Consider the following 19,364-nt stretch of genomic DNA (forward strand, 5'->3'; position numbering starts at 1 on the left):
ATAAAATCTTCTAGTCTATAGCCTTGAAAATTAACCCTTCAAAAATCAATATTGACATACTGCCTAATAGATACACCAGTAAATGAAAAAACTTCACGTTTGCACTATTGAAAATGCTCAGATTATTCTTAATCATAAAATCATTTTTGAATCGGAATTATCTTCTTTCTCAGATTTCGCCAAAGAAGCTTATACAATCTTAGAACTGAGTTATCCAAAATTTCATAAAATGGATAACCTCAGCAAACTGGCCTTTCTCGCTTCGGAAATGATTCTGAAAAACGACGACCACAGTAAAACTGCCTTGGTTTTCGCCAACAAATCCTCAAGTCTAGACACCGATTTTAAATATCAGGAAAGTATTAATTCTCAGGAAAATTATTTCCCGAGTCCTGCCGTTTTTGTATACACTTTACCTAACATTTGCGTTGGCGAAATCAGCATTAAACATAAAATGCAGACTGAAAATGCCTTTTTCGTCTTGGATGAATTTGATGAAGAGTTTTTAAACTCATACGCGGCACAGATTCTGCAATCAGGGAAAGCTGAAAAAGTCTTGTGCGGCTGGGTCGAACTATATCAGGAAAGTTATAAAGCTTTTGTATATTTGCTGACTACGTAATTTAACAATATAACAGCATAACAATGTAACAATACTATTCAGTCTCAATTGGTAAATTAGTACTTTGATACATTGGTAAATTTTTAAAAAAATGGAAGATTTAAAATTAGAATTAAAAAACAAAATCATAGAAGTTCTTAATCTTGAAGACGTTGCAATAGAAGAAATCAAAGACACAGATCCATTATTTGGTGGTGGTCTTGGATTGGACTCTATTGACGCTTTGGAATTGATTGTACTTCTTGACAAAGACTACGGAATCAAATTATCTGACCCAAAAAAAGGAAAAGAAATCTTCCAGTCTATCGAGGTGATGGCGAAATACATCGAAGAAAACAGAACAAAATAATTCAATCTAACAATGTATCAATCTGGCAATGTACCAATATTGTTACACTGTTAAATTGATACATTGGTACATTATTAAAAGATGAGTCAAAAAATTGCCATTACAGGAATGGGCATCATTTCCTCCATTGGTAACAATGTCGAGGAAAATTTTATTTCGCTGACGACCGGTAAACACGGCATTTCAGATATCGAACTGTTTGAAACACGCCACGCCGGAAGCATCAAAACAGGCGAGATAAAACTGTCTAATGAAGAGCTTGTTCAGAAACTTCAGCTTAATGAGGACAACAACGTTACAAGAACTGCTTTGTTGGGAATGGTCGCCGCTAAGGAAGCTGTAGAAAGTGCCGGAATTCCCGATATTAATGAATACAAAACCGGACTCATTTCCTCCACCAGCGTGGGCGGAATGGATATTACCGAAAAATATTTCTACACCTACGAAGATTTTCCTGAAAAGCAAAAATATATCGATTCGCACGATGCCGGAAATTCATCTTTGGCGATTGCAGAATTATTAGGCTTGAAAGGAATGGTTTCTACCATCAGCACAGCCTGTTCGTCAGCCGCCAATGCGATTATGATGGGCGCAAAACTCATTAAAAACGGCGTTCTTGACCGTGTGATTGTTGGTGGAACGGATTCTCTTTCGAAGTTTACTTTGAATGGTTTTAATACGTTGATGATTCTGACGGATTCTTATAATACACCTTTCGATAACGACAGAAAAGGTTTGAATCTGGGTGAAGCAGCAGCTTTCCTCGTTTTGGAATCTGATGAAGTAGTGAAAAAAGAAAATAAAAAAGTACTCGCTTATCTTTCGGGTTACGGAAATTCCAACGATGCGCACCACCAAACCGCTTCTTCGGAAAACGGACAAGGTGCGTTTTTAGCAATGGAAAAAGCGTTAAAAGTTTCTGGTCTAGATAAAGAAAACATCAATTATATTAACGTTCATGGAACGGCAACACCGAATAATGATTTGGCTGAAGGCATTGCAATGATTCGGGTTTTTGGCGAAAATCAGGTTCCGGAATTCAGTTCTACGAAAGCATTTACAGGTCATACTTTGGCCGCAGCAGCAGGAATTGAAGCGGTTTATTCGATTTTGGCAATGCAGAATAATGTGATTTTTCCAAATTTAAATTTTAAAACGAAAATGGAAGAATTTGATTTGACGCCGGTTACCAAACTGAAAGAGAAAAACATCAATCACGTACTTTCCAATTCATTTGGATTTGGAGGAAACTGTTCAACTTTAATTTTTTCTAAATAATGAGTGCAGTTTACATCAACAGTGCCGCCTGCATCTCGGTTCAGGACACTTTAAACGAAAATTTCTTTAACACTTTAAAACCTGAAAATTCAGTTCAGATTTTAAAAGCCATCGAACCCAATTATAAAGAATTCATTCCTCCAGCAAAGAGCCGAAGAATGTCTAAAACGGTAAAAATGAGTTCCGTAGCTTCCACAAAAGCTTTGCAGGAAGCTGGAATTGAAAAACCCGACGCCATCATCGTTGGAACCGGAATGGGCTGTTCTCAGGATTCTGAAAAGTTTCTGAAAAATGTTCTGGAAAACAATGAGGAATTTTTAACGCCAACTTTTTTCATTCAGTCAACTCATAATACGGTTGCCGGGCAAATTGCTTTGGGATTACAATGTCACGGCTATAATTTCACGTACGTCAACAGTTCATCTTCTCTTGAGTTTTCAATGCTTGATGCAAAACTTCAGATTTTGGATGGTGAGGCAGACAACGTTTTGGTGGGTTCAACAGACGAACAAACCGAGCGAACAATGGAATTGTACAAACTCAATAATTCCATTAAAAAAGAAGAAAATCTTCCGGTCGATTATTTAAATTCAAGAACAGAAGGTGTGATATGGGGCGAAGGTTCTAGTTTTTTCGTTTTAGGAAAAGAGAAAACTGAAACTTCTTATGCGCAATTAAAAGATATTCAGATTGTTAATTCGTTAGAATTAAACGAAATTCAGAAATTCATTGATGATTTTTTAGCGAAGAATAATTTGAAGAACGAAGATATTGATGCTGTGATTTTAGGTTTCAGCGGAGATTCAAACTCGGATGCTTATTATCAAAATACATCGGAATTATTTCCAAATTCTTCGTTACTTTATTACAAACATTTGAGTGGAGAATTCAATACAGCGAGTGGATTTTCAACCTTTATGGCTTGTCAAATTATAAAAAATCAGGAGATTCCGGAAGTGATGTTGATTAATTCTGTAAAAAAAGATAGCATTAAAAATATTCTTTTGTATAATCATTTGGGAGGAAATGACCACAGTTTAGTTTTTCTGGAAAAGGCTTAAAACTAAACCTTGAAGGTTTTTAAAATGTGAGAAAATGAAACATTACCCATTTATTATCTTTTATCTTTTCTTGAATCTCTCTATTTATGCTTTTCAAGGAACAATTTGGGTTTATATTTTCTGTTTCATACTCTTTTCTGCGGTTGTCGTTTGGGGTTCGTTTGATATTCAATTAGGATATTTTGTCAACAGCATTACTCATAAAAGAATGAAAATTAAGGAAGTTGCTTTAACTTTCGATGACGGCCCAACCGAGTTCACACCGAAGTTTTTAGATATTTTAAAAGAGAATAAAATCAAAGCCACATTTTTCTGCATCGGAAAACAGATTGAAAAATATCCTGAAACTTTCCAGAGAATTGTTGCGGAAGGTCACACCATTGGAAATCATACCTATTCACATTCTAACAATACAGGATTTTTATCTACTTCAAAAATGATAGAAGAAATCCAGAAATGCGATGAAATAATGTTGAAAATTGAAAATTTTAAAACTGATTTGTATCGACCACCTTTTGGAGTAACCAATCCGAATATTGCCAAAGCGATCAAGAAAACAAAGAAAAAAAGCATCGGCTGGAATGTACGTTCGTTGGACACTGTAATTACGGGCGAGAAGAAAATTTTAAGGAAAGTAACAAAAGGTTTGAAAATAGGAAGCATTATTCTGCTCCACGACACTTCGGAAAAAACGTACAATGTTTTGGTCGAATTATTGTTATTTTTGGAGCGTGAAAAGTATTCAACTTTTACAATTGATTCAATATTTAAATCTAAAAATAATGTTTAAAAATATAGTCTTAGGAGCATTTTTATTAATTTCGAGTTTTGTCTTTGCGCAAAACTCTGCAATGACGAGCGCAGAATCAAAAGCCTTCGTGACCAAAATTTCTTCTGAAACAAAAGAAATAAAAACTTTGCAGAGCGACTTCGTTCAAACCAAAAAAATGGATTTTTTAGATAAAAACATTGTCACTCAAGGAAGAATGTCTTTGAAATCTCCAAATACTTTAAGCTGGAAGTATACAAAACCTTATCAGTACAGCATTATTTTTAAGGACAATAAAATTTTCATCAATGATCAAGGGAAAAAATCTTCAGTCGATGCAAAAAGTAAAACCTTCGAGAAAATCAACAAACTAATTGTCGGAAGTTCAAACGGAAAAATGTTCAGCGATCCGGAATTTTCTGTGGTTTATTTAAAAAATTCAACCTCAAATATTGCTAAATTTACTCCGAAATCTGCTCAATTGTTGAAGTACATCAAACAGATTGAACTTCATTTCCCTAAAAACCAAACAACAGTTTCACAGGTAAATATGACTGAAGCTTCAGGTGACACAACCAATATTGTTTTCAAAAACACCAAAATCAATGCGCCGATTCCTGCTGCTGAGTTTTCTTTATAGTTCGCTTTTTTTACTGCTGATTTCGTGTAAAACGTATCAGCTTAAAGATGTAAAACCGGTTTCAAATACAGAAAAACCGGTTGAAAATCTTTACTTTTCATCAAAAGAAGATTACGTGTATAAATGTCAGATGGATATTTATAAAAATCACATCAGTGGAATTTTAATTATTAAAAAAATATCTGATACCACACATCGAGTTGTAATGACCTCTGATTTTGGGAATAAAATGATTGATTTTGAAATCTCGGAAAGTGATTTTAAGCTCAACTATGTTTTGGCAGATTTAGACAAAAAAATGGTTATTAATTTTCTAAAAAATGACTTTCAGGAATTATTAAGACAAAAATATCCTGTCGCTGAAAGCTTTGAAAATGAAAACTTCAGTATTTTTCGATCAGAACTAGACAAAAAAAAATACTATCTGTCTTTCAACAAGGAAAATTCTCTTCTCACAAATATTGTTTACACAAAGAATAATAAGGAGAAAATCAATTTTAGTTTTGAAGCTAAAAAACCTACTTTTGCAGAGATGATTAATCTTGAACATAAAGATTTCAAAATCAATATTAAACTATTTCAAATTACCGAAACTGAATAAATATGCAAACGATTCTTACTGACTTTTATACGTTAGAAACTCAAGAAAAAACAGAGAGCGGAAGTTTTATCGCAAATATTAAATTAAATCAGGCTCACGATATTTTTAACGGTCATTTTCCGGGAAATCCGGTAACTCCGGGAGTTTGTATGATGCAAATTGTGAAAGAACTGACTGAAGAGTTTACAGGTAGAAAACTATTTCTAAAATCGGCTTCTAACGTGAAATTTATGGCGATTATCAATCCTTTCGAAACGTCTGATCTTAAGATGCAGCTTGATATTAACGAAGGCGAAAATGAAGTGAAGGTAAAAAATATAACTTCGTTTGGCGAGACTATTGCATTGAAAATGTCAGTTAATTACACAACAATATAACATGAAACTGATATTGTCTCTTTTCACGGGTTTGTTTTTATTTTTCCAGACATCCGATTTAGATGCGTTGAGAAACGCCTATTCTAAAGCTAATCTTTCTAATGAAGGTGCGAAAAATTTCATTGAAATTGCGGAGAAAAATTCATCTTCCGATCCGTTGACTAAAGGATATAAAGCTGCTGCAGAAATTCTTGAAGCCAAAGTAACTACAGAAAAGAATAAAAGAAAATCTTTCGTTAAATCTGGTGCTACAGAATTAGAAAGTGTGATAAAATCTAACCCCAATAACGTAGAACTGAGATTGATCAGAATGAGCGTTCAGGAAAATATTCCGAAAATCGTAGGGTATTCTAAAAATTTAAAAGAAGATAAAACTTATATCTTGAGTAACTATTCAAAGCAAAACGCTGCGCTGAAGGTTTACATTAAAAAATTTGCAATGCAGTCTAAAACCATGACCGCAACGGAAAAAAATTCGTTGAAATAAATGACACTTTCTGAAGTACAGAATGCAATTGACGAGAGGAAAATCTGCGTTCTAATTCCTACTTACAACAACAAAAAGACACTGAGAAGAGTGATTGACGGTGTTTTGGAATACACTCAAAACATCATTGTTGTCAACGACGGTTCTACAGATTCTACTTCAGAAATTTTAAAAACTTATTCTCAACTTACCATCCTCAATTTATCTGAAAATAAAGGGAAAGGAAATGGTTTAAAAATCGGTTTCAGAAAAGCAAAAGAATTAGGTTACCATCATGCAATCACGATTGATTCTGACGGACAGCATTACCCAAACGATATTCCCGTTTTTGTAGAAGCACTATTGAATGAAAATCAGGATGTTTTATTGATTGGAAACCGAAATATGTCGCAAGACGGAATTCCCAAGAAAAGCAGTTTCGGAAATCGTTTTTCAAATTTTTGGTTCTGGTTCGAAACCGGAATTAAATTGGAAGACACACAATCTGGTTACCGCTTATATCCTTTAAATAAAATTCCTAAAAAATATTTTACTCCAAAATTTGAGTTTGAAATTGAAATCATTGTACGGACAGCCTGGAGACATATTCCTGTAAAAAATGTTCCGATAAAAGTTCTGTATGACCCCGCAGAAAGGGTTTCTCACTTCAGACCGTTCAAAGATTTTACTCGAATCAGTATTTTAAATACGGTGTTGGTTACCATCACTTTATTTTACATCATTCCAAGAAATTTTATTCGGAATTTCAGAAAGAAAAGTTTCAAACGTTTCATAAAAGAAGATGTTTTAGAAAGCGAGGGTACCAATCGTGTAAAAGCTTTCTCAATTGCTTTAGGCGTGTTCATCGGACTTTCTCCATTTTGGGGATTTCAGACGTTGCTGGTGATTTCTCTTGCCGTACTTTTCAAACTCAATAAAGTTTTGGCATTTGTGGCTTCCAATGTAAGTTTGCCGCCGTTTATTCCGTTCATTATTGCCGCTTCACTCTTTTTGGGAGCGCCTTTCGTTTCGGAAAACTCTAATATTTTGAGCCAAGATCTGAATTTTGATTTGGTAAAAAACAATCTTCTGCAATACATTATCGGAAGCCTTATTTTGGCGTCAACAATGTCTACGGTTTCGGGAATTGTTGCTTTTCTTTTTTTGAACAAAGTGAGTCCGGAGAATAATTGATCTTTTTGGGCAGCTTTTTCCGCCTGGAGTTTATCCTGAGCGAAGTCGAAGGGCTCTCAATCTTTTTTACAGACGACTCAATATAAATACAACTGGAAGGTCACGCAAAAAAGGATTTCTGCTCAAGTCGGGCTGCAGATTCACTCTATTTTTCAACATTCCGTACAGCCACGAAGTGATTCAACAGATTACCTCAATTTCTTCACAGTTTTATTCAGATATTTCTCAACATTCTCACGATCCGGAACTGTCGTAATTTCTTTCGTCAAAGCTTTTTCAAATTCAATTTTTGCTTTAGAATATTCTTTTTGTTTAAAATAATATTTCCCAGCCTGATAATAAACCAACCAAAAATCTGGATTCAACAATTGATAATGAGGAATAAAATCATCAGTTAAAAGAACATCATTACCATCAATTGCACTTTGAACTTCTCCATTCGCAAACTTAAATTCTTCATAATCTTCAAACTCTTTAGACCCAACAAATGGATCTTTAGCAATATTGAATTCCGTTTTTGCAAAGCCATCATCTTTTAATTTTTCATCAGAGAAAATTTCATTCAGATCATAGCAGACAAACTCTCCCAATTGATAAGGATTTGATGATACCCAAACCAATCCTTTTTCAGGCGAAAAAATAACGGCGTGATGAGCTAACAATTGATTTATAGCCTTTTCATTTCCATAACCAATACTTTTATCTTTTAAACCGGATTTCTCTCTTAAAATAGAAGCCATTTTCTCAGGATTCAGTTTTGGGTTTTCCTGCAAAAGCTCCTGAAGTTTTTCGTAACGGTATTCTGAATGACTTTCGATGATATGCTTTTGATTTTTTTTATCATTTTTATAAGCTTCAGATTGAAAATGATTGGTGCAAAATACCCTGCTCGAATTAGACGCATCATAAATACCGAAATTCTTAGGTGAAACTTCAATAATCACGGCTTTTTTATCATTTGCGCTCCCAACCAAAATAGATTCTGAGACAAAAACTTTTCTCTTTTTTGCAATTGCAATCGCTTCATCAATGTTTTTGGCATATTGCAAAATCTCTCTCGTAACAAGAGAAATCGGTGTTTTTGCCGTCATCGGAATTTTCGATTTTCCGGCATTGATGGTCACCGTAATTCCTTCTTTATTCATTCCGGAAACCACGCCAATCATTCCTGGCCAACTTACAGACATATATGGAATTCCGTTTTCGGGTTCTACAAATTCAATTAATTTATTTTTAGAAAAATCTTCACCTACAGAAAAATCAAAATTTCTACCAATCAACAAATTTCCGTCTTCTGTATTTTCGTTCCAAACAGCCAAAGATGTACAACCTACTACCATTAAATCCTGCATTGCGTGACCGATATCGTGCGCTCCGTGCAGATACATTGCTCTTCTGAATTTTGGCGCGATAAAATCATATTTGTCTGATGAATATTGAGACAAACCAAATAATTCTGCCTGAAAATCATTTCTTACATTCAGATACATCTTACGGTTGTACCATTTCAGGAAACCTCTCAGAAGTTTTTGCTTAAACTTTGACGGAACAAAACCTTCCACTTTAGAAAAGAAAATTTCTTCCTGCTTTTGCATTAAATTTTGTGTTAAAGCTCCATTATTATAGCCTAACTGCAAAGGATTTCCTTTAATATACAATTCCCAGAGCTGCTGCTTATTTTTGGTTAAATAATTTTGATTAAATGAAAAAGTAGAGTCGTTTATCTTATTAACTTTCGGAATTTCCAGCGCATATTGTTTGACTTCCGGAATGTGTTTAACAGACCTTCTTGTCCCACATGAAATAAGATTTAAAACCAGAAAAAGAAAAAATAAAGATTTACTTTTCATCCGTTTGATTTAAAATTTTTGATAAACGCTCATCGATCAATTCTTTCCCTAAAATTTCAGCGCAGGTATTGAATGCTCCAATTGTACAGCCTAAAATTCCGTGCATGTTAACTGATTGACCTGTAAGGAAAAGATTTTCAATCTTGGTACGTGGCGAAACCATCGTTTTCAAGGGATTTTCTGAACTTTTGATGTAACCGTACATATTTCCTTCAAAACTTCCTATATAGTCACGATAAGACAAAGGTGAAGACGTATAAATATTTTTAATCGATGCTCTAAGATTGGGAATTTTCTTTTCCAAAGCCTGAATCATTTTTTCAGCTTTTTTGAGTTTAAATTTCACATACAGTTCAGCTCTTTCCTGTTGGTTGGCTATCGTATTGAACGTATTTTCCCATTCTTTAACCTCTGCAAAATCCATGTAGGAGATTGCCGTTAGACTTTCTGCAAATTCAGGATGATGCGTTGAAGGCGTTGAAGACAGCATATATGTTTCCGGCCAGTTTTCTTTTTTATATTGAAAAGCCTTCCAAACTAAATCTTTAGATGAAAAGTGATAGACGTTGTAATTGAAATTAGAAATCACGTCTGGTTTTAAAACCAAATACACACTGAAACATGATGAAACCGGCTCCCAACTTAAGATTCTGTTCAGAAAAGATTTTTTCAGCCTACTTTCTCCAATCAATTTTATGGCAGAACGAATCTCAATATTTGATATAAACTGAGTGGCAGAATATTCTTTTCCCGCTGTTGTTTTTACGGATGTCAAAATATTGTTTTCATTAAAGATAAATTCAGAAACCTCAGAATGTTTGTGAACTTCCGCTCCGTATTCCCGCAATTTTTTAATGAGTAATTTTGAAATCTGGCTACCACCTTTTACGCATTTATAAGCACCTTGAATATAGGAATTGACCGTCAGCGCATGAACATAAAACGGCGTATCTTCAGAATCTCCGGCATACAGAAAGTTGGAACCGAGCAATACTGCCTGAAGTTTTTCATTGGAAGTGATTGACTCAATGAATCTTTTGGTGTTGAGATGTACGATCTCTTCGTTGTAATTGTTTTGTCCGACCACATTGTATCTCGGAAAATAATTGCAGACCCTCTGAATTTCCTCGCAGTAATTCTCCAGATTTTCTTTCTCCTCAGGAAAATATTCTGAAAGTTGTTTTACGAAATTATCGTAACCCTGTGCATGTGGATACTCGATTTCATCATCTCCAAAAGTGATTTTATCGTAACAATCCTCGTCCATTTTTTGGAGTTCGAGGTCATTTATAATTTCTAAATATGAAAAAAACTGATGAAGGTTTTGCCCTTTTGAAAGTCCACCCAAATAATGAACTCCTGTGTCGAAAATTAATTTATCTCTTGAAAATGTCTGCAGGTTTCCGCCATACTGATTATTTTTTTCGAGCACACAGACTTTCAAGCCTTCTTTCGCTAAAATAAGCGCCGAAACAAGACCGCCGAGACCGCTGCCAATGACCAATATGTCGTATGTTTTTTTCAACTTTTAGATGTACTTCTATATGATAAGACTTCATCCCATCCTTTGCTAAATCTTCCTTTCAGGACTTTTAAATGCTAACAAATTTTGAATTGCATGCAGCCCGACTTGAGCGGAAATCCTTTTTTTGCTTCGGGAAAAGCTTTGGTAAAAAAAGATTGGGAGCGGAAGGCGGAAATAGCTGCCCTAAAAATATTGAAAATTAATCAATATCATCCCAAAAATCGAAGTAATTGAACCACTGCAACGGATATTTTTGAATCATTGATTCAAGATTTTGAGTATAAGAGTTTAAAAGTCCCTGTGCATCCCGTTTTTTGACTTGCTGAGCAACTCTTGCGTACAAATGATAATGAAGATTTTTTTCTTTCATCACATAAACATAAACGACCGGAACGCCCAATCTTGAAGCAATCAGAAACGGACCGGCGGGAAATTTAGCATTTTTTTCAAGCAAATCAGCTTCCAGAAACTTTGAACCCTCGAAATAACGATCACCTGTGAAACAAATGAGTTCATTTTTTGACAAAGCTTCGTTAATGTCAAAAATATGCGACATATCATCTTTTACGTAGATGAATTTGATGTTGCTTTTTTTAACAGTAACACTTTCGAGGTATTCTTTAATAACCGTAACTTCCTGATCTGTTGTGACTAAATTAATCTGACAATCGAAATCGATGTCGGCAAAAAAATGTTCGGCAATTTCAAAATTTCCGATGTGCGCGCTGATGAGAACGCCACCTTTTTTCTCGGCTAAAAGGTTTCTGAGGTTTTCTATTCCGTCAAATTCGTAGGTGTATTTATCTCTTAAACCCGCAGAAATGGCGGTTTTATCAATCAAAACTGTTCCGAAAGTGAAATAGCTTTTGAAAATTGAAACTTTTGATTTCCAAAATCCAAAGTTTAATCTTTTTTGAAAATAATAAGAAATGTAAAGATTGCTTTTCTTTTCGAAAAGCGAATAGTAGGCTGCAACAAAATAAAGAACAAAATAAGAAGTGCGGATTCCCATATTTCTAATGCACCATACGAAGATTCTGTAACCTAAAATGGTACCTTTAGACTTGCCTTTCCACTTATTCATAATTCAATTTACCAATTTATCAATTCAGCAATGTAACAATCTTAATTCTCATTGGCACATTACTAAACTGTTATATTGCTACATTTTTTAAAGTAAATATTTAATCGATAGCTATGCGTTTTTTTTAGCGATTTTGTTTTCTATTGTAGAGTAGAAATCATCAAAAGTGATAATGTCTTTAAAGTCTGCTTCACCTAATTTTATTCCAAAATTAGACTCAATTACCACCACCAAGTCTATATAATCTAAACTGTCTAAGCCCAAAGTCTTCTTGAAATGGGCATCATTACTGATTTCGTCACCATCTACCTCAAACTCATTGATTAAAAAATCATTAGCAATGGCAACAATTTTTTCTCTTTCCATGTTTTTTTATTCAAATTTTTTAACGATTAATGCGGAATTGGTTCCCCCAAATCCGAAAGAATTCGACAAAAATACGTCAATTTTTTGATTTTTAGTTTCAGAGATTAAATTTATCTTTTTTGCGTCTTCGTCAGGGTTTTCTAAATTGATGTTCGGAGCCACAAAATTGTTCTGCATCATCAGAATGGAGTAAATCACTTCACTTGCACCCGCCATCCAGCATTCATGACCGGTCATCGATTTGGTCGAACTTACCGGAATTTCACTTCCGAAAATCTCGTGAATTGCTTTCGCTTCATTAGCATCACCTATTGGCGTTGAAGTCGCATGAGCATTGATGTAATCAATATCTTTCACTTCTAAACCTGACTGTTTTAAAGCCCTATTCATTGCCAAAGCCGGGCCTTCAACATTGGGTGTAGAAATATGAGCTCCGTTTGAAGAAAAACCATAACCCACGATTTCTCCTAAAATTGTTGCGCCTCTTTTCTGAGCCGATTCTAAACTTTCAACAATTAAAGTAGCCGCTCCACCACTCGGAATAAGGCCATCTCGATTTGAATCAAAAGGTCTTGATGCTTTTGCTGGCTCACTTTCTCTTGTTGAGAAAACACCTAATGCGTCAAAACTTGCCATCGAGTATTTGTTTGTTTCCTGAGCTCCACCACAAACGATGATGTCCTGAAAACCGTTTTTAATCATCATATAAGCCAATCCCAAAGAATGAGAACCACTTGCACAGGCAGCACTGATCGTTAAATTGATTCCTCTTAATTTAAAAATCGTAGAAAGATTCATCGTCACAGTGGAATTCATCGATTTGAAAATAGCTCCTGAACCCATTAAAGTCGTATCTTTTTTTTCCCTCGCAATGTCGATAGATTCTACAACTGCTTTAGAAACACTGTCGTTTCCGTATAAAATTCCGACCTCCTTTTCATCTAAAAAATCCTGATCTATATTTGCTTGCTTTAAAGCATCAAGTGTTGCGATATAAGCATATTCGCTTTCCTCGCCCATGCTTACACGCTGGCGTCTGTTAAGATGATTCTTCAAATCCGGTTTCGGAACAACTCCGGATAAACCAGATCTGAAACCAAATTCCTTTCTTTCATCAACTAAAACAATTCCGGATTTACCTTGATACAGGGATTCTTTCACTTCTTCCAAAGAAGTTCCGATGCAAGAATAAATTCCCATTCCGGTAATGACTACCCTATTTTCCATCTTTTTAAATTTAACAATGTATCAGTCTAGCAATGTAACAATTTTAAACATTGGTAAACTGATACATTGTTATATTGGCACATTATTTTACGAATAAATTCCTCCGTTAATATTAATAATTTCTCCTGTGATGTACGAAGATTTTTTTGATGCTAAAAATGCGACTAAATCTGCCACTTCTTCCGCTTCACCAAATCGGTTGGCGGGAATCATAGCTTTCAGTTCGTCTTCGTTGAAATCCTGCGTCATATCAGTTTTAATGAAACCGGGAGCAACAGCATTTACTGTAATATTTCTTTTAGCAACTTCCTGAGCCAAAGCTTTTGTAACTCCGACTAAAGCTCCTTTTGCAGCTGAATAATTGGTTTGTCCCGCAGTTCCTTTCACTCCGGAAACAGAAACCATATTGATGATTCTGCCGTATTTGTTTCTCAATAATTTCTGAATGAAGAAATTGGTAACATTATAAAATCCATTTAAACTCGTATTAATCACAGAATTCCAATCTTCGCTTGGCATCCACATGAATAATCCATCTCTAGTAATTCCAGCGTTGTTGACGATGACCTCAACGACAGCTTTTGGATTATTGTCCTGCCATTCGTTTAAAACTTTCTGGGTTTCTTCGGCATTTCCAACATCGAATTTAAGAATTTCTCCTGTAGAGCCTAATTCTTTAACTTTGGCTAAAGTTTCCTTGGCTGCAGCTTCGTTTGAAGTATAATTAATTAAAATATGATAATTTTTCTCTTCAGCCAGTTTTATACAGATTGCTCTTCCGATTCCGCGGGAACCACCTGTTATGATTGCACATTTCATATGTGTTATATTTTTTTATCTGATCGGTATCCAATTGTTGAACACTTTTGTAATTTGATTCATTGTCATAGGTTTCACCTACGGCTATTCATATTGAACCCTTCGGGTTCTCATTTTCAGACCACTTATTTCTTCAAATAATCCTTCACTTTTTGAAGATACGGGTACATTACCATGTCATCCGAAAAAGCCGGTATTAATTGTCTGATATCATCATACAATTCTTTTGTTTTAGATGAAACTCTATCCTGATACCCACAATATTCAATTGCCTGAACGACTGTAATGGCTTCGATTGCCAAAACTTCAAACGCATTTTCAATTACTTTTCTGCAAATCACCGCAGCATTCGTTCCCATGCTTACAATGTCCTGATTATCATTATTATTAGGTATACTATGAACGTACATCGGGTTCGATAACATCTGACTTTCCGCCGTAGTAGAAGTTGCTGTAAACTGAACGCCCTGCATCCCGAAATTAAAACCTAATTTACCTAAATTTACGAAAGGAGGCAAGATTTCGTTGATTTTTGAATTTAAAAGGTAATTCAATTGTCTTTCTGCCAACATTGTGAGTTTCGTCACCACAATTTTCAGCTTATCCATTTCCAAAGAAATATAATCTCCGTGGAAATTTCCGCCATGGTAAACGTGTTGGTCTGCCACGTTGATGATCGGGTTATCGTTTGCCGAGTTGATTTCGTTTTCCAACACTTTCTCGGTATATTCTAATGTATCTAAGACGGGACCCAAAATCTGAGGAACACATCTTAGCGAGTAATATTCCTGTACTTTTTCTTTAAAAACCTTTTCTTGCTCCTCAAAATGAGTATATAAATGATCGGCTCTTTTTCTGATCAACTTACTATCTGACAGATGAACACGCATTTTTTCTGCGATTTTTTGCTGACCTACGTGAAGTTTTGTTCCGTTCAGTACTTCCGAAAAATGATCATCGTAAGCCTGAACAATTTCGTTGATAGCGCAAGATAGTTTAATTGAAATTTCAGTTAACTGATTGGCTTTGTATGCATTTACAATTCCAATTCCAGACATAACCGAAGTTCCGTTCATTAAAGCTAAGCCTTCGCGGATCTCCACCTGAATCGGTTCTAATCCCTCATTTTCAAAAACTTCTTTGGTCGATTTTCTTTCGCCTTTATAAAAAACTTCGCCTTCGCCAATTAATACTAAAGCTAAATGGGCTAACTGTACTAAATCACCGCTTGCTCCTACTCCGCCATGTTCGAAAATCAGTGGCGTAACATCTCTGTTTATTAATTCTTTAAGTAAATTCACAACAGATTCATGAACTCCTGAATTCCCTAATGACAAAGTGTTTAATCTTGCCAACATACAAGCTTTCACTTCATCTGCCGGAAGCGGATTTCCGATACCCGAAGAGTGACTTCTGATCAGATTATATTGAAGCTGGTGTGTATCTTCATCACTGATTTTGAACTGAGCCATCGGTCCGAAACCTGTATTCACACCATAAATTACTTTATTTTTTGAAAATTCTTTCAGAAAAGAAAAACTCTCATTCACTCTTTGGAGAAGTGATGGATCTAATTCTATGCTTTCGTTTTCAATAATAATTCTCTGAAAATCTTTCAGTTCTAAAAATTTATTTATTTTCATTAATTAAAGTAATAAGAGATATTTTTGTAAAATATAATTAATTGTCACTAATTTTGCGCAAAGATAAAAAGTTTTATTAAACAAATGGACAAAGAAATTGTTGATGTTTTAGTAATTGGAGCTGGACCTTCCGGATGCGTATCTTCTGCTTATCTGAAGAAGAATGGGATCAATGTAAAGGTAGTCGAAAAGACAAAATTTCCTCGACTTGTAGTTGGCGAAAGCCTTATACCGCGAGTGATGGATCATTTTGACGAGGCCGGACTGTTTCCTGCATTAGATAAAATGGGCTTCGAAAAAAAACTTGGCGCACGTTTTATGCGTGGAGACGAAGTCTGCATTTTCGATTTCAGCAACAAATTCGGAGAAGGCTGGGACTGGACGTGGCAGGTTCCGAGAGCTGATTTCGACAATACTTTGGCTCAGGAAGTGATTAATAAAGGAGTTGATCTTGAATTTGAAACTGAAGTGATTGGCATTGAATTTAACGGAACTGATTCTATCACCACCGTAAAAAACAAAGACGGAAAAACAAAGGAAATTCATGCAAAATTTATAATTGACTCGAGTGGTTACGGAAGAGTTCTCCCAAGACTTTTAGATTTAGAAAAACCTTCAAAATTATCTCCACACTCTGCGATTTTTGCTCACGTAGAAGATATTAACAGAGAAGAAGGCGAAGAGGGAACTTTAATTTCATTTGATATTATTGAAACGGAGGTTTGGCTTTGGGTAATCCCTTTTTCGAATGGAAATACAAGTATAGGAATTGTTGGCCCGACTGAATATATTGATCAGTTATCTGAAAACGGAGATACAGCAGAAGCTTTGAGAAAAGCAATTTCACTTTCCGATTATTACGTAAAACGTTTCGGAGATGTGGAATTTTTATTTGAACCGAGACATCTAAAAGATTATTCTTGTTCGGTGAAAAGTTTATTCGGAGACGGATTTGCATTGACTGGAAATGCTTCAGAATTTTTAGATCCTGTTTTCTCATCAGGAATGGCATTTGCCACCGAAGGCGGAATGACTGCAGCAAAACTTGCGATTAGACAATTAAACGGTGAAAAAATAGATTGGCAAACAGAATTTGCAGATTATATATTGTACGGCGTCAACGTTTTTACAACTTATGTGAAGGAATGGTACACCGGGAATCTTCAAGAATTATTTTTCCATCAGCCGGAAAACCCTGATGTGAAAAGAAAAATCTGTGCTGTTTTGGCTGGTTACGTTTGGGACAAAAAGAATACGTTTGTAAGAATACACGACACTGCAATCGTAAACCTTGCGAATTTCATTAAAGCAGAAAAACAACAAGCATAAAAAAACGGTCTGAAAATTTTCAGACCGTTTTTATTTTATTATTTAGTTGCTTTTTTTATCATTTTTCCTAGTTCCTTACCTGTTGCTTCATACGCCCCAGCAATTCTACCATATTCCATTACAAAATCTTTATTTTGAGGTTTTCCTAAAATCTGATCTCCTTTTAACCTCATTACTACTTTTGAAGGATTCTCTGTTTCTACGAATATTAGATCCGACGTCAATTTCGCTTCCTGACCAATCAAACCTCCGTGCCATCCTGCGTATATCCATTTTGAGTCAATAATCAAAGTGTATTTTGAATTCCCGTCATTTTTAAAATTTATTTTTTTTGACTTAGAATTAATACCTTTTAAAAAATAAGCGTTATACTCTGTTGATTTAAATCTCTCCCAGTCAGCAATCCACTTTTGCCAAGCAAGTTCACTTTTTTTGGCTAAAGTTTCTGTTTTTCTTTTTTCAAGATATTTCTCTTCAGTAAAATTTTCTACCTGAAAGACTGCATTTTCGAATTTGATTTCGACATTTACATCAGCCTGTTCTCTAAGAAAATCAAAGTTTCCCTGCACAACATTCATTTGGTTTTGCGCAAAAACTGCTGTACTAAAAGCAAGTATCAAGACAAGAAATAATTTTTTCATATTTTATTTAAATTTTAGCAAATATAAGATTTCAGATAAAATTAAGCTTTAGCAGAATAAAAATATTTCTTATTTATTTGAATTCATCTTAAGTCTAAAAAATTAATCGGTTTTCTACTATTTGGATTCAGAACCACTTTAGACAAAACATCAAAATCGACCATTTCAATTTTTGGACTTACTCTTAATTTTGCTCTAAAGTGATCGCGCACTTCGCCTTCAAAACTTTCATCTTCTCTTTCTGTACTGAGTTTAATGATAATTTCATCCAAACCTATTTCATTGGATTGAATTACAATTTGATAACATAAAATTCCGTTAAAATCATTCAGAATATCATTCATCGCAGGCGGATACAAAGTAGTTCCTTTGTATTTAATCATCTGTTGTTTTCTACCAACAACCGGACCTAATCGCATTGTATTTCTTCCGCATTGACAAGGTTCATAATGGGCTTTAACTAAATCTCCCGTTTTAAATCTTAATAAAGGAAGTGCTTCAACACCTAAAGTGGTAATTGTCAGTTCGCCGCTTTCTCCATTTTCCACAGGATTCTCTTCATCATCAAGAATTTCTGTGATGATTAATTCCGGATGCTGATGTCCGCCAATTTGCAATTCACATTCTGTAAAAGCTGTGCTCATTTCCGTTGAAGCGTAAGTAGAATATAATTGAATATTCCATTTTTCTTTAATCTTCTGTGAAAGAATATTATCCGTAAAATCCTGATTCTTGATACTTTCACCAATACAAACTGCACCAAAAATACTTGAATTTTTATAATCAATGCCGTGTTTCTCAGCGTAGTCAATCATTTTTAAAAGAAATGAGGGAACCGTAATTAAATATTTAGGTTTGTATCTAAAAATTGAATCCCATTGCAATTCAGGAATTCCCGGTCCCATTCTGATGACGCTTGCTCCCATTTTTCTTAAACCTAAAAGATAGGCGAGCCCAGCAATAAATCTTTTGTCAATGGTCGTGATCATTTGTACAACATCGCCTTTTTGAATTCCAGCACAGGCAAGAGATATTGCTTCGTTGTAAGCAATTCTTTCCATATCATTTTCAGAAAGTCCAAAAGTTACAGGATCACCCAATGTTCCTGAAGTCGTACTGTAATCTACAATTTTATTTTGTGGAACACAGAAAAAGTCGTTATTGTTCTGCTGAATATCATTTTTTGATGTTGTCGGAATTTTCCGCAAATCTTCTAAAGTCCGGATATCAGAAATCTGAATATTATTTTCTTTAAATAACCCTTGATAAAAAGGCGAATTTGCTTCCAAATATCTCAAAAGCTCCTGAAGTTTTTCTTCCTGAAATTTTTTGATGTCCTGAATACTTGATTTCTCGATGAGTGGGAAGAGTTCCAATAGTTTAAATTTAGAAGACAAATTTATTTAAATTAAAATTAAAAGTTGGATGCTAAATTTTTCCCCACGTATCACATAGATTTTCACAGATTATTGTTTTAAAAATTCATCTAACAAATCTGCGCTATCTGCAAAATCTGCGAGAGA

The 19,364-nt window shown here is 34.8% G+C and carries 20 protein-coding genes; 11 read left to right on the forward strand and 9 right to left on the reverse strand.

The window, feature by feature from the left end; genetic code table 11:
• The first annotated feature begins 82 nt into the window (after nucleotides 1-82).
• From MQX03_RS08905 to MQX03_RS08950, 10 genes are all read left to right on the forward strand, one after another.
• Nucleotides 83-622 (forward strand): 3-oxoacyl-ACP synthase, encoded by a 540-nt coding sequence (locus MQX03_RS08905; protein ID WP_242802625.1) that lies wholly within the window; start codon nucleotides 83-85, stop codon nucleotides 620-622.
• 91 nt (nucleotides 623-713) lie between these two features.
• Entirely contained in the window at nucleotides 714-971 is a 258-nt protein-coding gene (locus MQX03_RS08910; RefSeq protein ID WP_129535801.1) for a phosphopantetheine-binding protein, read from the forward strand.
• A gap of 81 nt (nucleotides 972-1,052) precedes the next feature.
• On the forward strand, nucleotides 1,053-2,249 hold the full coding sequence (locus tag MQX03_RS08915) for a beta-ketoacyl-[acyl-carrier-protein] synthase family protein (RefSeq protein WP_242802626.1): 1,197 nt from the start codon (nucleotides 1,053-1,055) through the stop codon (nucleotides 2,247-2,249).
• Entirely contained in the window at nucleotides 2,249-3,310 is a 1,062-nt protein-coding gene (locus tag MQX03_RS08920) for a beta-ketoacyl synthase N-terminal-like domain-containing protein (protein WP_242802627.1), read from the forward strand. The genes MQX03_RS08915 and MQX03_RS08920 overlap by 1 nt, the downstream gene beginning before the upstream one ends.
• A 34-nt stretch (nucleotides 3,311-3,344) precedes the next feature.
• Nucleotides 3,345-4,100: a polysaccharide deacetylase family protein gene (locus MQX03_RS08925; RefSeq protein WP_242802628.1), complete on the forward strand. Its 756-nt coding sequence runs from the start codon at nucleotides 3,345-3,347 to the stop codon at nucleotides 4,098-4,100.
• Nucleotides 4,093-4,719 (forward strand): LolA family protein, encoded by a 627-nt coding sequence (locus MQX03_RS08930; protein WP_242802629.1) that lies wholly within the window; start codon nucleotides 4,093-4,095, stop codon nucleotides 4,717-4,719. Before MQX03_RS08925 ends, MQX03_RS08930 begins: the two co-directional genes overlap by 8 nt.
• Nucleotides 4,685-5,320 (forward strand): hypothetical protein, encoded by a 636-nt coding sequence (locus tag MQX03_RS08935; RefSeq protein ID WP_242802630.1) that lies wholly within the window; start codon nucleotides 4,685-4,687, stop codon nucleotides 5,318-5,320. The genes MQX03_RS08930 and MQX03_RS08935 overlap by 35 nt, the downstream gene beginning before the upstream one ends.
• Nucleotides 5,321-5,322: 2 nt before the next feature.
• Nucleotides 5,323-5,697 (forward strand): 3-hydroxyacyl-ACP dehydratase, encoded by a 375-nt coding sequence (locus MQX03_RS08940; protein ID WP_242802631.1) that lies wholly within the window; start codon nucleotides 5,323-5,325, stop codon nucleotides 5,695-5,697.
• Nucleotide 5,698: 1 nt separating this feature from the next.
• Nucleotides 5,699-6,184, forward strand: coding sequence for a hypothetical protein (locus MQX03_RS08945; RefSeq protein ID WP_242802632.1), 486 nt, complete (start codon nucleotides 5,699-5,701; stop codon nucleotides 6,182-6,184).
• Nucleotides 6,185-7,357 carry a DUF2062 domain-containing protein gene (locus tag MQX03_RS08950; protein ID WP_242802633.1) on the forward strand — a complete coding sequence of 391 codons (1,173 nt, stop codon included), beginning with the start codon at nucleotides 6,185-6,187 and terminating at the stop codon, nucleotides 7,355-7,357.
• Between the two features lie 188 nt (nucleotides 7,358-7,545).
• Here MQX03_RS08950 and MQX03_RS08955 read toward each other — a convergent pair whose 3' ends face one another.
• The 7 genes from MQX03_RS08955 to MQX03_RS08985 all read right to left on the reverse strand — a co-directional run bounded on the left by MQX03_RS08955 (nucleotide 7,546) and on the right by MQX03_RS08985 (nucleotide 15,871).
• Entirely contained in the window at nucleotides 7,546-9,207 is a 1,662-nt protein-coding gene (locus MQX03_RS08955; protein WP_242802634.1) for a C45 family autoproteolytic acyltransferase/hydolase, read from the reverse strand.
• On the reverse strand, nucleotides 9,197-10,732 hold the full coding sequence (locus MQX03_RS08960) for a phytoene desaturase family protein (RefSeq protein ID WP_242802635.1): 1,536 nt from the start codon (nucleotides 10,730-10,732) through the stop codon (nucleotides 9,197-9,199). The genes MQX03_RS08955 and MQX03_RS08960 overlap by 11 nt, the downstream gene beginning before the upstream one ends.
• A 199-nt stretch (nucleotides 10,733-10,931) precedes the next feature.
• A complete protein-coding gene (locus MQX03_RS08965) occupies nucleotides 10,932-11,816 on the reverse strand; it encodes an LpxL/LpxP family acyltransferase (RefSeq protein WP_242802636.1) in 885 nt (294 codons plus the stop codon).
• Between the two features lie 111 nt (nucleotides 11,817-11,927).
• On the reverse strand, nucleotides 11,928-12,182 hold the full coding sequence (locus MQX03_RS08970) for an acyl carrier protein (RefSeq protein WP_242802637.1): 255 nt from the start codon (nucleotides 12,180-12,182) through the stop codon (nucleotides 11,928-11,930).
• Between the two features lie 6 nt (nucleotides 12,183-12,188).
• The gene (locus MQX03_RS08975) at nucleotides 12,189-13,409 is read right to left on the reverse strand and encodes a beta-ketoacyl-[acyl-carrier-protein] synthase family protein (RefSeq protein WP_242802638.1); all 1,221 of its coding nucleotides are present in this window, start codon (nucleotides 13,407-13,409) and stop codon (nucleotides 12,189-12,191) included.
• An 87-nt stretch (nucleotides 13,410-13,496) separates the two neighbouring features.
• Nucleotides 13,497-14,228 (reverse strand): 3-oxoacyl-ACP reductase FabG, encoded by a 732-nt coding sequence (gene fabG, locus MQX03_RS08980; protein ID WP_242802639.1) that lies wholly within the window; start codon nucleotides 14,226-14,228, stop codon nucleotides 13,497-13,499.
• 125 nt (nucleotides 14,229-14,353) lie between these two features.
• Nucleotides 14,354-15,871, reverse strand: coding sequence for an HAL/PAL/TAL family ammonia-lyase (locus tag MQX03_RS08985; protein WP_242802640.1), 1,518 nt, complete (start codon nucleotides 15,869-15,871; stop codon nucleotides 14,354-14,356).
• A gap of 84 nt (nucleotides 15,872-15,955) precedes the next feature.
• Between MQX03_RS08985 and MQX03_RS08990 the strand changes: the two genes are divergently transcribed.
• Nucleotides 15,956-17,200, forward strand: a complete 1,245-nt coding sequence (locus MQX03_RS08990; RefSeq protein ID WP_242802641.1) for an NAD(P)/FAD-dependent oxidoreductase — start codon at nucleotides 15,956-15,958, stop codon at nucleotides 17,198-17,200.
• Nucleotides 17,201-17,238: 38 nt separating this feature from the next.
• On the opposite strand, the gene MQX03_RS08995 is transcribed toward MQX03_RS08990, so the two are convergent.
• Nucleotides 17,239-17,841, reverse strand: a complete 603-nt coding sequence (locus tag MQX03_RS08995; RefSeq protein ID WP_242802642.1) for a hypothetical protein — start codon at nucleotides 17,839-17,841, stop codon at nucleotides 17,239-17,241.
• Between the two features lie 83 nt (nucleotides 17,842-17,924).
• Nucleotides 17,925-19,217 (reverse strand): phenylacetate--CoA ligase family protein, encoded by a 1,293-nt coding sequence (locus MQX03_RS09000; protein ID WP_242802947.1) that lies wholly within the window; start codon nucleotides 19,215-19,217, stop codon nucleotides 17,925-17,927.
• Between the last annotated feature and the right edge of the window lie 147 nt (nucleotides 19,218-19,364).

This window comes from Chryseobacterium aahli (assembly GCF_022699665.1).
GTDB lineage: Bacteria > Bacteroidota > Bacteroidia > Flavobacteriales > Weeksellaceae > Chryseobacterium > Chryseobacterium aahli.

What these genes read in the sequence shown, in the direction of transcription:
- fabG (WP_242802639.1), bottom strand. Translation starts at nt 14,228, where the DNA reads ATGAAATGTGCAATCATAACAGGTGGTTCCCGCGGAATCGGAAGAGCA.
- MQX03_RS08935 (WP_242802630.1), top strand. Translation starts at nt 4,685, where the DNA reads ATGCGCCGATTCCTGCTGCTGAGTTTTCTTTATAGTTCGCTTTTTTTA.
- MQX03_RS08910 (WP_129535801.1), top strand. Translation starts at nt 714, where the DNA reads ATGGAAGATTTAAAATTAGAATTAAAAAACAAAATCATAGAAGTTCTT.
- MQX03_RS08975 (WP_242802638.1), bottom strand. Translation starts at nt 13,409, where the DNA reads ATGGAAAATAGGGTAGTCATTACCGGAATGGGAATTTATTCTTGCATC.
- MQX03_RS08985 (WP_242802640.1), bottom strand. Translation starts at nt 15,871, where the DNA reads ATGAAAATAAATAAATTTTTAGAACTGAAAGATTTTCAGAGAATTATT.
- MQX03_RS08945 (WP_242802632.1), top strand. Translation starts at nt 5,699, where the DNA reads ATGAAACTGATATTGTCTCTTTTCACGGGTTTGTTTTTATTTTTCCAG.
- MQX03_RS08955 (WP_242802634.1), bottom strand. Translation starts at nt 9,207, where the DNA reads ATGAAAAGTAAATCTTTATTTTTTCTTTTTCTGGTTTTAAATCTTATT.
- MQX03_RS08915 (WP_242802626.1), top strand. Translation starts at nt 1,053, where the DNA reads ATGAGTCAAAAAATTGCCATTACAGGAATGGGCATCATTTCCTCCATT.
- MQX03_RS08940 (WP_242802631.1), top strand. Translation starts at nt 5,323, where the DNA reads ATGCAAACGATTCTTACTGACTTTTATACGTTAGAAACTCAAGAAAAA.
- MQX03_RS08950 (WP_242802633.1), top strand. Translation starts at nt 6,185, where the DNA reads ATGACACTTTCTGAAGTACAGAATGCAATTGACGAGAGGAAAATCTGC.
- MQX03_RS08990 (WP_242802641.1), top strand. Translation starts at nt 15,956, where the DNA reads ATGGACAAAGAAATTGTTGATGTTTTAGTAATTGGAGCTGGACCTTCC.
- MQX03_RS08995 (WP_242802642.1), bottom strand. Translation starts at nt 17,841, where the DNA reads ATGAAAAAATTATTTCTTGTCTTGATACTTGCTTTTAGTACAGCAGTT.
- MQX03_RS08930 (WP_242802629.1), top strand. Translation starts at nt 4,093, where the DNA reads ATGTTTAAAAATATAGTCTTAGGAGCATTTTTATTAATTTCGAGTTTT.
- MQX03_RS08965 (WP_242802636.1), bottom strand. Translation starts at nt 11,816, where the DNA reads ATGAATAAGTGGAAAGGCAAGTCTAAAGGTACCATTTTAGGTTACAGA.
- MQX03_RS08970 (WP_242802637.1), bottom strand. Translation starts at nt 12,182, where the DNA reads ATGGAAAGAGAAAAAATTGTTGCCATTGCTAATGATTTTTTAATCAAT.
- MQX03_RS08905 (WP_242802625.1), top strand. Translation starts at nt 83, where the DNA reads ATGAAAAAACTTCACGTTTGCACTATTGAAAATGCTCAGATTATTCTT.
- MQX03_RS08925 (WP_242802628.1), top strand. Translation starts at nt 3,345, where the DNA reads ATGAAACATTACCCATTTATTATCTTTTATCTTTTCTTGAATCTCTCT.
- MQX03_RS08920 (WP_242802627.1), top strand. Translation starts at nt 2,249, where the DNA reads ATGAGTGCAGTTTACATCAACAGTGCCGCCTGCATCTCGGTTCAGGAC.